14 protein-coding genes are annotated in these 12,855 nt (G+C 63.2%); 11 read left to right on the top strand and 3 right to left on the bottom strand.

The features are described from left to right. Positions 1-125: 125 nt before the first annotated feature. Positions 126-569: a peptidoglycan-binding protein LysM gene (gene lysM / locus KIO74_RS01885; RefSeq protein ID WP_213329995.1), complete on the bottom strand. Its 444-nt coding sequence runs from the start codon at positions 567-569 to the stop codon at positions 126-128. A gap of 225 nt (positions 570-794) precedes the next feature. On the opposite strand from lysM, the gene KIO74_RS01880 reads away from it, so the two are divergent. The 10 genes from KIO74_RS01880 (at position 795) to KIO74_RS01835 (ending at position 9,319) form a co-directional block, all read left to right on the top strand. Then, entirely contained in the window at positions 795-1,826 is a 1,032-nt protein-coding gene (locus KIO74_RS01880) for a cysteine synthase A (RefSeq protein WP_213329993.1), read from the top strand. Between the two features lie 150 nt (positions 1,827-1,976). Continuing rightward, the gene (locus KIO74_RS01875) at positions 1,977-2,987 is read left to right on the top strand and encodes a glucosamine kinase nucleotide-binding domain-containing protein (protein ID WP_213329991.1); all 1,011 of its coding nucleotides are present in this window, start codon (positions 1,977-1,979) and stop codon (positions 2,985-2,987) included. Further along, positions 2,984-4,042: an SIS domain-containing protein gene (locus KIO74_RS01870; protein ID WP_213329989.1), complete on the top strand. Its 1,059-nt coding sequence runs from the start codon at positions 2,984-2,986 to the stop codon at positions 4,040-4,042. Before KIO74_RS01875 ends, KIO74_RS01870 begins: the two co-directional genes overlap by 4 nt. Further along, positions 4,042-4,914 (top strand): dihydropteroate synthase, encoded by an 873-nt coding sequence (gene folP / locus KIO74_RS01865; protein ID WP_213329987.1) that lies wholly within the window; start codon positions 4,042-4,044, stop codon positions 4,912-4,914. Before KIO74_RS01870 ends, folP begins: the two co-directional genes overlap by 1 nt. Then, entirely contained in the window at positions 4,911-5,291 is a 381-nt protein-coding gene (gene folB / locus KIO74_RS01860) for a dihydroneopterin aldolase (protein ID WP_213329985.1), read from the top strand. Before folP ends, folB begins: the two co-directional genes overlap by 4 nt. Then, positions 5,284-5,763, top strand: a complete 480-nt coding sequence (gene folK, locus KIO74_RS01855; protein WP_213329983.1) for a 2-amino-4-hydroxy-6-hydroxymethyldihydropteridine diphosphokinase — start codon at positions 5,284-5,286, stop codon at positions 5,761-5,763. Before folB ends, folK begins: the two co-directional genes overlap by 8 nt. Positions 5,764-5,803: 40 nt before the next feature. Continuing rightward, on the top strand, positions 5,804-6,211 hold the full coding sequence (locus KIO74_RS01850) for a c-type cytochrome (RefSeq protein WP_213329980.1): 408 nt from the start codon (positions 5,804-5,806) through the stop codon (positions 6,209-6,211). Between the two features lie 89 nt (positions 6,212-6,300). After that, the gene (pabB, locus tag KIO74_RS01845; RefSeq protein WP_291980049.1) at positions 6,301-7,821 is read left to right on the top strand and encodes an aminodeoxychorismate synthase component I; all 1,521 of its coding nucleotides are present in this window, start codon (positions 6,301-6,303) and stop codon (positions 7,819-7,821) included. Further along, positions 7,818-8,432: an anthranilate synthase component II gene (locus KIO74_RS01840; protein ID WP_213329978.1), complete on the top strand. Its 615-nt coding sequence runs from the start codon at positions 7,818-7,820 to the stop codon at positions 8,430-8,432. Before pabB ends, KIO74_RS01840 begins: the two co-directional genes overlap by 4 nt. Positions 8,433-8,434: 2 nt before the next feature. Then, positions 8,435-9,319: an aminotransferase class IV gene (locus KIO74_RS01835; protein WP_249730825.1), complete on the top strand. Its 885-nt coding sequence runs from the start codon at positions 8,435-8,437 to the stop codon at positions 9,317-9,319. 25 nt (positions 9,320-9,344) lie between these two features. Here KIO74_RS01835 and KIO74_RS01830 read toward each other — a convergent pair whose 3' ends face one another. Continuing rightward, positions 9,345-9,719 carry a 4a-hydroxytetrahydrobiopterin dehydratase gene (locus tag KIO74_RS01830; protein WP_213329976.1) on the bottom strand — a complete coding sequence of 125 codons (375 nt, stop codon included), beginning with the start codon at positions 9,717-9,719 and terminating at the stop codon, positions 9,345-9,347. Between the two features lie 525 nt (positions 9,720-10,244). Here KIO74_RS01830 and KIO74_RS01825 point away from each other — a divergent pair. Beyond that, positions 10,245-10,694 (top strand): RrF2 family transcriptional regulator, encoded by a 450-nt coding sequence (locus KIO74_RS01825; RefSeq protein ID WP_213329974.1) that lies wholly within the window; start codon positions 10,245-10,247, stop codon positions 10,692-10,694. 56 nt (positions 10,695-10,750) lie between these two features. Here the strand turns inward: KIO74_RS01825 and KIO74_RS01820 are convergent, their stop codons facing one another. Further along, positions 10,751-11,809, bottom strand: a complete 1,059-nt coding sequence (locus tag KIO74_RS01820; RefSeq protein ID WP_213329972.1) for a hypothetical protein — start codon at positions 11,807-11,809, stop codon at positions 10,751-10,753. Between the last annotated feature and the right edge of the window lie 1,046 nt (positions 11,810-12,855).

The raw sequence follows: 12,855 nt of genomic DNA, 5'->3' as shown, positions 1-12,855 counted from the left end.
CTGACGCGCGGCCCCGGAATGACAAGGACTTTCCATGGGAACGCACGATGTCTGAGCGTGCTGTCCACACATGACGCGCCTCCCCCTCGCCGGGGGAGGCCGTCTGTCATATCACCTGTCGGCGATCAGAGCGCGGGGATGCGCAGGACCTGTCCGGGGTAGATCTTGTCGGGATGGCTCAGCATCGGCTTGTTGGCTTCGAAGATGACGGTGTATTTGGCGCCATTGGCCTTGCCGTAGTTGGCCTCGGCGATCTTCCAGAGCGTATCGCCCTTCTTCACCGTGTACATGACAGCCGCAACCGCTTCCTTCTCGACGGCGAGGCCGTTGTCGACGCTCGCGACACCGATCGTATTGCCGAGCGCAAGGATGATCTTCTCCGCCTCTTCGGTCGATACGGTCTTGCCCTTGACCGAGACCTTGTCGCCATCGACCGCGATTTCGAGACCATCGGCCTTGAGACCGTTCTTCTCGATCTCTTTCTTCAACTCGTCCGGCGTCGCGGCCTTCGCCTCGCTGGCGCCGAAGAGCTTTTCGCCCGCTTCCTTGATGAAGCTGAACAGACCCATAGTATTTCTCCCTGCACTTTCCAGCGCGGCGTGGATGCCGCCCGCCTACAATAGCGCACCTTATCCACACTTGTTCCATCTGTCCCGTGACAGTCGCGCCAAAGGATGGGAAAACTACATATAAAATCCGTTTTTAATCGACTTTCCCGCACCTCCATGGACAATGGACCGGTGCTATCCTATCTGGATGGAGATCCCATCGCACTGCACCTTGAGGCCCTTGCCATGTCCTTTGCTCCCAGCGTGCTCGAACTCATCGGCAACACGCCGTTGATCCGCCTCAAGCACGCATCGGAGCTGACGGGCTGCACGATTCTCGGCAAGGCCGAGTTCCTCAATCCCGGTCAATCGGTGAAGGATCGTGCCGGGCTGTACCTGATCAAGGATGCTGTGGCGAGAGGCCAGCTGCGTCCCGGCGGGACCATCGTCGAAGGCACGGCGGGAAATACCGGCATCGGTCTCGCCGTCGTCGCGAATGCACTTGGCTTCCGGACCGTCATCGTCATCCCGGAGACCCAGTCGCAGGAGAAGAAGGATGCGTTGCGCCTGCTCGGCGCGGAACTCATCGAAGTGCCGGCGGTGCCCTATGCCAACCCGAACAACTACGTGAAAGTCGCCGGCCGGCTGGCGGAACAGCTCGCAGCGGAGACGCCGGAAGGCGCCGTCTGGGCGAACCAGTTCGACAATGTCGCCAACCGCCAGGCGCATCTTGAGACCACGGGTCCGGAAATCTGGGCCCAGACCGATGGCAAGGTCGACGGCTTCATCGCCTCTGTCGGCAGCGGCGGCACGCTGGCAGGTGTGGGCGTCGCCCTCAAGGAACGCAATCCGAAGGTCGTCGTCGCGCTCGCCGACCCCATGGGCGCCGCGCTGCACAACTATTACACCCATGGTGAACTGAAGTCCGAAGGCTCCTCGATCACCGAGGGCATCGGCCAGGGACGCATCACGAGGAACCTGGAAGGCGCGCCGGTCGATCTCTCATTCCAGATCCCGGACGCCGAGGCCTTGCCCGTCATCTTCGACCTGCTGCAGCATGAAGGCCTGTGTCTTGGCGGCTCGACCGGCATCAATGTGGCTGGCGCCATACGCCTCGCGCGCCATCTTGGTCCGGGCCACACCATCGTGACGGTGCTCTGCGACTACGGCAACCGCTACCAGTCCAAGCTGTTCAATCCCACCTTCCTTCGCGAAAAGGGCTTGCCCACCCCACCCTGGCTGGAGAGCCCGACAACGATCAAGCCGCCGCTTGCGTGAGAACCGCCCGCCTGTCCGCACGGAATTGCGATTCTAATCCCGGAAGTCGGAGGGAAGTCGGCAAGCGAGGGTCTACGGAGAAGTTGGAGCGAGAAGTCGGACCTGGACCTTGCCACCGGGGCGGCGGAATGACCATTTGACATCGAGGCCATGACGCCGTGTTGTGCCGGCCATCCGCTGGCGCGCGGCGGCGTGGATTCGGTGGCGGAGGTCTTTGGCGGGAGGTCGGTGGACGTCATGATGGACGCGCTTTTCATCGGCATCGATGGCGGCGGTACCCATTGCCGGGCGCGGATCCGTGATAGAGACGGGCGGCTGATTGGCGAGGGCCGGGGTGGCCCGGCCAATGTCCGCCTTGGGCCGGAGAGAGTGATGGCTTCCATCCTCGCCGCCGCTCGAGACGCGGCGAAGGCCGGAAATCTCTCGGAAGACGCGTTACCGCACATGCACGCTGGATTGGGCCTCGCGGGAGCGGCCCAGTCCAAGCCTCTCGCGGAGCTCAAGGCACGACCGCATCCCTTCGCAAGCGTCAGCGTCGACACCGATGCCTACGCCGCCTGGCTCGGCGCGACCCAGGGCGCGGAAGGTGCCATCCTCATCCTCGGCACCGGCTCCTGTGGTTTTACCGTCGTTCGAGGCGTCCGTCATTCCGTCGGCGGCTACGGCTCCATCGTCTCGGATGGCGGCAGCGGCGCGGTGATTGGCCGCGAAGGTATCCGCCGCGCTGTGCTGGCCTTTGACGAACTCGGGCCGCGTTCAGCCCTGACCGATGCGTTGCTCGGCGCCTACGGCAACAGCGCCGAGGCGGTCGTGGACTGGGCGGACGCGGCGACGCCCGGAGACTTTGCCGCTCACACGCCGACGATCCTGGCGCATGCCTTGTCCGGGGATCCGGTTGCAACGGCCATCGTCACGGCCGCGGCCCACGACGCGGATGCTCTGATCACACGGCTCGTGGCGCTTGGTGCGCCGACGGTGGCCTTGCTGGGAGGGCTCGCCGGCCCAATGATGCCCTGGCTGTCCCCCCTATCCCGTCATCACATCGTCGCACCGATCACCGACGCCATCGACGGCGCTATCCTGATGGCACGGCAGCATGCACAGCCGTTGGGAGATCTCGCGCCACTGCAGGACGATCTATCACCAGGGACCCGACCATGATTTCCGATGCCGCCAACCGTGACACCGCCATGCTGCGCGAGAGCCGCGAGGCGCCGGGAGCCGTCGCGCGCCTGATCACCGAGAACGGCGCGTTGACAACAGCCCTCGGACAACGGCTGCGCGCCAAACCGCCCCGTTTCGCCGTCACCTGCGCGCGCGGCAGCTCCGACAATGCCGCGACCTTCGCCAAATATCTCTTCGAGATCCGTCTCGGCGTCGTCACCGCCTCGGTCGGGCCGTCGATCAGCTCCGTCTACCAGGCGAGGCTGCGCGTCGCGGACGCGCTGTTCCTCGCCATCTCCCAGTCCGGCCGCAGTCCAGACCTCCTGCATCTCGCCGAAAGCGCGCGCGATGAAGGCGCGACGACGGTCGCTGTCGTCAACGACGCCACCTCGCCGCTGGCGGCGCTGTCCGAGGTGGTCCTGCCACTGCAGGCAGGGCCGGAGCGCAGTGTCGCCGCCACCAAGTCGTTCATCACGTCGCTCGCCGCCGGCCTCATGATCACCGCGGACTGGAGTGACGACCCGGCGCTCAAAAAGGCGGTCGCCGCCCTGCCGGAGACACTTGCGACCGCGCTGGAACAGGATTGGGACGCCGCCGTCGCCCCCCTCGTCGCGGCCCGGAATCTCTATGTGGTCGGACGCGGAACGGGCTTCGCGGTGGCGCAGGAAGCAGCGCTCAAACTGAAGGAGACGGCTGGCCTGCATGCGGAAGCCGTCAGCGCGGCCGAAGTGATGCATGGGCCGCAGGCGCTTGCCGGCCCAGAGTTTCCCGTCCTCGTGCTGAGCCAGCCCGATGAAACCTTGAAGGGGACACGCGAGCTCATCGGTCGTCTGCGGGATCGTGGTGTGCCGGTCATCATCGCCGGTCCGGCCGGCGACGGACTGAGCGAGCGCGGCGTGGTGACCCTGCCGCTCGCGGCCGGGACAGATCCGCTCGCCGCCCCCATCGCCCTGATCCAGAGCTTTTATCCGCTGGCCGATTCGGTGGCGCGCGAGCGTGGCTTCGATCCCGACCGCCCGCCCCATCTCAACAAGGTGACCGAGACCGTTTGATGGTGCATGCGACAGCCCCGAAGCGCGCTGTTTTTCCGGATCTCGGCCGGCGCCCACTGATCATGGGTATTCTGAACGTGACGCCGGATTCCTTTTCCGACGGCGGTCGCTTCGCGACCCATGAGGCGGCGGTCGCGCAGGCCACCCGCCTGGTGAGCGAAGGCGCCGACATCATCGACATCGGTGGGGAATCGACGCGGCCGGGCTACACGGAAATTTCCGCGGAGGAGGAAATCGCCCGTGTCGGTCCGGTCATCGCGGCGATTGCAGCGCTCCATGACATGCCGATCTCGATCGACACCTACAAGGCCAGGACGGCGGAGGCGGCCATCGCGGCGGGGGCGTCCATCATCAATGATATCTGGGGCCTCCAGCGCGACCCGGCCATGGCCGGGGTGGCGGGCGCGCACGGTGTACCCGTGGTCGCCATGCACAATCGCGAAACAATCGATCCCGCGCTCGACATCATCGCGGACATGAAGGCTTTCTTCGCGCGAACCTTAGAGCTGGCCGACCGCGCCGGTGTGCGACAGGGCGACATCATTCTCGATCCCGGCATCGGCTTCGGCAAGACGCCGGCGCAGAACCTCATCGCCCTGCAGCGGCTCGGGGAGCTTCGAACGCTCGGCTGTCCTCTTCTTGTCGGCGCCTCACGCAAATCCACGATCGGCCTCGTGACTAGCCGGCCGGCCGACGAACGCCTTGCCGGCTCGATCGCGGCCCATGTCCTGGCGCTCGCCCATGGAGCCGATATCATTCGCGTCCACGACGTCGCCCCCCACCGCGACGCCTGCCGGATCTTCGAGGCGGTGCAGGACCCCGCGCGCCTCGATGTCCTGACCGGGGAACACGCCCCAAGGAGTGCGCCATGACGACACGGCCCCTCGACCACATCCTCATCCGGCGCATCGCCATCTTCGCCTATCACGGCAACAACGACGAGGAGAAGAAACTCGGCCAGCGCTTCTACGTGTCGCTCGACATCGGCTTTGACGCGGAGCCCGCGGGTCACAGCGACGACTGGAACGAGACGGTCTGCTACGGACAGATGACCGCGCTCGTTACGCGCGTTGCGACCAGCCGGCGCTTCCGACTCATCGAGGCGCTGGCGCAAACGGTAGCCGACGAAGCATTGGCGGAATTCCCGCGCGTTGAACGCATCAGCGTCGAGGTCGAGAAGCCGTCCGCGCCCGTGCCGGCCATCATCGACAGCGTCGCTGTCCGGATCACGCGGGTGCGCGGTGGCTGAGGCCTATATCTGCCTCGGCAGCAATCTCGGCGACAAGCGCGCGACGATCGCGCAGGCTCTCGACAGGCTGGCACGGGCGGCGGACATCGTGGTGAAGGCGCGCTCCGGTGACTATCGCACGCCCCCGTGGGGCAAGCTGGATCAGGACTGGTTTGTCAACGCCTGCGCTTGTATCGAGACGCCACTCACGCCCGAGGCCCTTCTCGCGCAATGTCTTGATGTCGAGCGGCAACTGGGCCGCGAACGGCGCGAACGGTGGGGTCCGCGTGTCATCGACATCGACCTCCTGACCTATGACGACCGCGCGATGGCAACCGAAAGCCTCACCCTGCCGCATCCCCACCTCACGCAGCGCGCATTCGTGCTCGTGCCCCTGGCCGAGATCGCGCCCACGCTCGTGATCGACGGCAGGTCCGTGGCGGATTGGCTCGCGGCGTTGGATTTCGCCGGGATCGAGAGGATGGCGCCATGAGACATGCCGGCGGCGGGCTGATTTGGGGAGATTGTCCCTTATGAGATGGGCCTTTCCGGCCATCGTGCTGGCATGCGCGGCTGGTGTTGCAGCGCTCGGGAGCGCGCCGTCTGCTTATGCGCAGGATGCCGCCGCCGGCGCGACCGTGTTCAACAAATGCCGCGCCTGCCACCAGGTTGGAGAAGGCGCGCGCAATCTCGTGGGGCCGCAGTTGAACGGCATCATCGGGCGGCCCGCCGCGACCGTTCCGGGCTACACTTATTCGCCGGCCCTCAAAGAGGCGGGGATCACCTGGGACGATGCCAATCTCAAGCATTGGCTGCAGAACCCTCGCGATTTCCTGCGCGGCACCAAGATGATCTTCTCCGGCCTGCCGAAGGATGAGGATGTCGACAATCTCCTCACCTATCTCAAGAGTTTCGATCGTGACGGCAAACGCGTACCCTAGCTTCGATCGACATTCAGCATTCCCAACTGTCATGGCCGGGCTTGTCCCGGCGATACGGCAGGCGGTCTTCAAAAAGAGGCAAGCGTGTCGTGAAGCAAGCCAGGGGTTCTGACGCAAAGAGCGGAGCGCGAAAACCGCCACGCGACGACGCGTCCCTCCCCTATGTCGTGCCGCTCCCGCCCGGGACGAAGGCTGTCGCGGTAGCGGAGACGCTCGGCCATCTCAGGCATCTCACCTTTCTGGACAGCGCCATGCGCCATGAGACGCTCGGCCGCTATTCCTATGTGGCTGCCGACCCCTTCGGGCGTTTCATCGTCGAAAATGGCGAGGCCAGTTGGTCGGCCCCCGACATAGGCGAGGCGACGGACGTTCCGGCCCCCATGGCTCTTGGCCTGCTGGGCAACCTCCTCAAGCGTTTCGCGACACCGAACCGCCCGGACCTACCGCCTTTTCAGGGCGGCTTCGCGGGCTTCTTCGCCTACACCTTCGGACAGGTTCTCGAATACCGGCCCAAGGCCGCCGTGCCGCCGCCCTGGGCAAAGCCGATGCCGGCGGCCTCGCTCAATGCCTATGACGTGGTCGTCGCCTTCGACCATCTGACGGAGAAGGCCTCGATCATCTCGACCGGATGGCCCGAAACCGACCCTGACGCCCGCGCCAGGCGCGCCAAAGCTCGGGCGGAAGCCGTCAACGCGCTGATCACCAACAGCGCTCCATCCGCGCCAACGGCCGATGCCGCGATCACGCGGGACGCATGGCGCTCCAATTTCACGCAAGCCGACTACGAGATGGCTATCGCCGCCGTCATCGATCTGATCCTTGCCGGCGACATCTTTCAGGCGAATATCGCGCAGCGGTTCCGGGCGGCTCTGCCGGACGACTTCGCGGCATGGTCCTTCTACCGCCGCCTGCGCGCTGCCAATCCGGCGCCTTTCAGCGCCTATATCGCCGGTGACGGCTTCACGCTCGCGTCCAGCTCACCGGAGCGGCTCGTGAAGGTCAGCGGCGAGCATGTCGAGGCTCGCCCCATCAAGGGCACGACCGCGCGCAGCGACGATCCGGCAGAGGATGCGCGGGCGCGCGCCATGCTGGAAGCCTCCGAGAAGGATCGCGCCGAGAACATCATGATCGTCGATCTCCTGCGCAACGATCTCTCCCGTGTCTGCCGACCGCATAGCGTGGCGACACCCGTCGTCTGCGGCCTTGAGACCTATGCCTCCGTCCATCACCTCGTTTCCGTGGTGAAAGGCCAGCTCATGGCGGATCGCGGCCTCGTCGATCTTCTGGCCGCCACGTTCCCGGGCGGATCTGTGACCGGCGCACCGAAAATCCGCGCCATGGAGATTATCGCGGAGATAGAACGCGAAGCCCGCGAGGCCTATTGCGGATCCATCGGCTTTCTCGGCTTCAACGGGGAAGCCGATCTCAACATCCTCATCCGCACGGTGCTCCTGGCCGAGGGCGAGGCGCTGGTCCATGCCGGAGGCGGCATCACCGCGCTGTCCGACCCCGCCGCCGAATATGCCGAAAGCCTCGCCAAGGCCGAGCGGATCTTCGCCGCTTTCGCAGAACCGGCCGCCTTCGCGGAACCGGATGAGGCCTCGCCATGATCGTCGTGATCGACAACTACGATTCCTTCGTGTTCAACGTGGCGCGCTATCTGCAGGAACTGGGAGCGGAGACAACGGTCCTGCGCAATGATGCCGTCACCATCGATGACGTCGTGGCGCTCAATCCCAAGGCCATCGTCCTCTCGCCGGGCCCCTGCACACCGGCGGAGGCGGGCGTATCTCTCGATCTCGTGCGCGAACTCAATGGCCGCGTGGCGATCCTCGGCATCTGCCTTGGCCACCAATGCATCGGCGCCGCGTTGGGCGGCCAGGTGACGCGCGCGCGCCACCCGATGCACGGCCGTGCGTCCGACATCCTGCATGATCGGCGCGGCTTGTTCGCGGGCCTCCCGACACCGTTCCAGGCCGGACGCTACCATTCCCTTGTCGTGGAACTCGACGAGCCGGGGCCGCTCCTCGTCAGCGCGCGCTCGCCCGAGGGTGAGATCATGGCGGTGGCCCACAGGGCAGCACCGACCTATGGAATCCAGTTCCACCCGGAATCGATCCTGACCCCCCACGGCCATGCCATACTCAGGAACTTCCTCGGTCTGGCGCACCGCGCGCGGGAGAGCGCGCATGAAAACACGCATGAAAACCGGAGCCATTGACGATGTTGTGGCACGACGGCGCGCTTCACGAAGGCGGCATGCTTACGCTGGCGGCCGGGGACCGTGGCCTCCTTCTGGCTGACGGGCTGTTCGAAACCGTGCTCATCGTGGGTGGCCGGCCCTGGCGTCTCATGGAGCATCTCACACGGCTGAGAAATAGTGCTGACGCGATCGGCATGCCGATCGACACGCGGCCTGAGGAAGCCATCCTCGCCTTGGCCGCGCATGCGGCGGCCAACGCGGATCTCGGCGGGCTTGGCGCCGTCAGGGTCACGATCACCCGTGGCGCGGGCCCCCGTGGCCTGAGATTGCCCCCTAATCCGTCGCCCTGCGTCTTCGCGACGATCGCACCCTGGCAGCCGGTCATGGCCTTCCGACCACTCAGGCTCCAGCTGGCGGCCATCCGCCGTAACGAATTCTCACCGCTCTCACGGATGAAGTCGCTGTCCTATCTCGACAACATCCTGGCGCTCGAAGACGCGGTGCGCCAGGGCTGCGACGATGCCCTCCTCCTGAACACGCGTGGTACGGTCGCGGCCACGAGCGCCGGCAACGTCTTTGCGCTGCGCGCCGACCTGCTTGTCACACCGCCGATCGAAGACGGGGTGCTTCCCGGCATAACGCGTCAGGTAGTCCTTGCCGCTGCTGCGGGGATCGGTCTGTCCGTGCGCGAGCAAAGCCTTACCATCGCTGAGTTGAAAGCGGCTGACGCGGCCTTCGCGACCAACAGCCTCCGGCTCATCTGCCCGATCGCCTCGCTCGATGGCGAGGAGATCTCGCGCGATACCCGACTTGTCACGTTGATGGAGGCGCTGCGAGCCGAGATACACGCCGATTGCGGCGCCGACCCCTTCGCGGAGCCGTCCAGGGCGAGCCAGTTCCTTTAGGGCGGCGCCTTCCCCGAGGTGACGCTCAAGCCTTGTCTTTGAGATAAGCGGCTCCAGGATCAGCCGGTGTACCCTCGAGAATGCCCGCATGGGCTGGCCGCCAGAGCACGACCGCATCAATCTGCGCGGCGAGTGCGAAATCCCGATCCGTGATGCCCTTCGGCGAATGTGTCGACAGGCGCACCTCGACACCGCCGTAGGACACCACGAGGTCCGGGTGGTGCCAGGCGACCTCCGCCAGATGACCGATAACATTGGCCACCATCAGCGAGCCTTTCCAGCCGTGGGTGGCGAAGCGCCGCCGGATCTCGCCATCGACCAGACGCCAGCCCGGCAATTCCCGCGAGAGGCGCTGCTCGACCTCCTGCGGCGGCAATGGCTTGATCGCGATCTCGGTCATGGGCTTCCTCCTTGTCCTCAGAGCTCGCCGTAAGAACGGCACGCCGATCGTTGGATATGGCCGATGTGACGGTTGAGGACACATGTTAGGACATCTAAGGGCAGCAGCCGAGCATGCAATGGCCTTGCGCGCGCGGTGATCACCCGTGGAAGAAATATGCGGGCGAACCTCGGCCCATGCACTGGCTCACGCCGCGCCGATAGGCGAACAGGCCTTGTCCGTGCTATGGAACGATTCAAATGATGGACTTTAGCCAGCCTGCCAAGCTTGGGCTGCCCGAGTTCTATAATTGATGGCTGGGCGAACCTTGATTTTCCGCTATGACATTGCACCATCGACCCAAAACGGCCAGAGGGACGCTGGCACCGATGAAGATCTGACAATGCCATCGCGGCGCCCCTATTCTCGCCAGTCGACATGCCATTGATCTTGAGCATTCCATCACTATCTGCGCGTATCGCGCTGGCGCAGCGATATCAAGGCAGAGCCTCGATTGCGCTCTATGCTGTTCGGGATTGACAGGGAATGCTGACCAAAAAAGGAAAATACGGACTGAAAGCGATCGTCCACCTGGCCAAACTACAGCGTGGACAATCCGCTCTGGTCGCGGATATCGCCGAAGCCAATAACATCCCGAAGAAGTTCCTCGACGCCATTCTCGGTGAATTGCGTAATGCTGGCTATCTGCATAGCAAGAAGGGCAAGGGCGGCGGTTATATGCTCGCCAAGCCAGCGGAGGATATCTACATAGGCGACGTCATCCGCGTGCTCGATGGACCGCTTGCGCCCATCCAATGCGCCAGCCGCACGGCCTATCGTCCCTGCGATGATTGCCCTGATGAGAGGCGTTGCGCTGTCAGGATCATCATGCTCGACGTGCGTGAGGCGATCTCTGGCGTGCTCGACAATTACACGCTCGACCAGATGCAAAGTCTCTCACAGGACGAGATGGACGCCTTCGTCTACCACATATGACGGGCCGCGGGCCGCTCGCCCCGTCTCGTAAAACCCATGAACGTCCCCACACGCGTTCACTCAGCAGCTTCTGGAGCCGGCAAGCGCTGCATGCCACGGAAAAGGCGAATTCGCCCGGGCCGGATCCCCACATTGCGACGCCCGCGCTGGTCACCTGTCTGCGAAGTGCCCATGATGGAATTCGCGGTCAGCGCCGTTGCCTCTTGATCCAAGCTCGCCGCTTGGATCAAGCCGGTATCCTGAGACGAGCTCACATCGAGCCTCGCTCCCAACGCACTACTGGTCTCGCGCTGCAGCGTCCCGAGGACAGCAACGGATAGCGCGACGAGAGGCGCGGCCTCTTCCTCCACGAGCGCCTCCAGCGCCTGAGACGATGAGACAACGCGGCGTCCGCCAGCGAACACCGCCTCGGCATCAAGCGCAAACTGCCCTGCTCTCTCCCCGACAAGTCGGACGAAGAGGCCACCGATTGCCCCACCTTTACCGCGTGTGCCGACAAAATCCCCCGTCAGTGTCTCGACAGCCTGGCTCCCGCCGACATCGGCGCAGCCATAGGCGATATCGACGCCGACGGGTCTGCGCGGCCAATGGATCGCAAATCCTTCGATCACATGGCTTGACCCTGCCTCGCCTAGCCGTTCTCCGGCCTTAAGGGACAGCGCGCCAATCCCTTCAACATGCCCCGAGAGAAAAACAGGCGCGCGTCGGTCGCGGGGAACGGCTTTGGCGCGTTGAGGCCTCGCCGCCCGCACCAATTCACTGTCGCGCGCACTGAGGCGATCGATCTGATCGAGCTTCAGCTTCACGCCATCGGACAGCGCGTGTCTGCCCACATAGGTGGTGACCACGATGATGGCATCGCCTTGCGAAACCAATACCGCCGCGTCGCCCGGCTTGCACAGGAAGCCCTCCTCTGAATCGGGGCCTCCGACGATCGTCAGCGCCTCTCTGCTGCGGGGCCCCGTCTGAACGCCGATGGCAGGAGGCTGCCGATCGTCATCAGCCGCGAGGTAGCGCAAGGCGAACAAGCCGCGAGACAACTTGATCATGCGCGAGAAAACCCGCGCCGGTCCCTCGGCAACGCTTGGAAGCGCCTCCTTCAAGTCAATAGCCATTCCGTTCCCCTGACGGATAGAATATCTGTGTTTATGAGTTCCTCAATGACGGCGAAATTCCGCCATCAAGCGGATATCGGAAGAAATTATCAGTATATATTATGATTGATATGCGCGATATTCAGAAAAACACGTATAAGGCTCTTGAAAAACGTATAGGGCTCTCCGAATATTTCCGAAGGAATCGAACCCGACAGCTTTTGGGAAAAGCGTCCAAATCCGAGGTCTCTGAGATTTGAAATGGCAGGACATGGAATGCACTTTCAAGAATCCAGAACAGCTTCCGTGCCGCGCGGAAACCTCCAACAATCCAGCTTAGACAACAGAAAACGGCCTACTCTCAGGCGCGGCAATACCTTTCACGATGAGATTTCTAGTATCACCTCAAGGATCGACGGGCGAAAAATGAAACAAATATTCAGCATCTATCAAATTTCGTTAAAATAAGAGCACAAACCGGCCTCCTGTCAACTGCCTTTTTGGCGATCTCATGCATTTGCCTCTCATGCGCTTGCCCAAAACGATGCTCAAGACGACGCTCAAGACGAAACCCTAGTCGACACCCGGGACGGCGGCCGTCGCCACCACAGCTCCGGCACTGAGAACGGCCACTTAAAAAGTGCTCGACTCACGGCAAGAAGTAAGCTTCTATTGATGTAGTTTAGTGTTGGCTACTCATTGCGAAGGTCGACGGTTAGCGGGAATGCTGACCTGCGGCAGTTTCAGATACGTGCATTTTCACAGCTTCCCGTTGTTCCCGCGCTGCGTCACGCGAAATTACGTCAAATCTTCATCGCACGGCTTTCGTGCGTAGCCTCTGGCTTTCCAACGTCAGCCGGATCAACGTCTTATTTTACGATCCTGGTTGCACCCAATATTTCCGCTTGCAGCCACCTTTTTCGCTTGCGAAAAAGTAAAAATTTTCAATAAATTAAATTATACATCATTCATCATCTTACTATTTTCATTCGATTATAGCGTATTCGGCAATTATATAGAATCGTTGTGAGATATCATTGCCATTCCACGCGCGCCCTTTGCATCAT

The organism is Chelatococcus sp. HY11 (assembly GCF_018398335.1).
Lineage (GTDB): Bacteria > Pseudomonadota > Alphaproteobacteria > Rhizobiales > Beijerinckiaceae > Chelatococcus.
The sequence above is the reverse complement of the archived record's forward strand: the minus strand, read 5'-3'. Positions and strand labels throughout refer to the sequence as shown.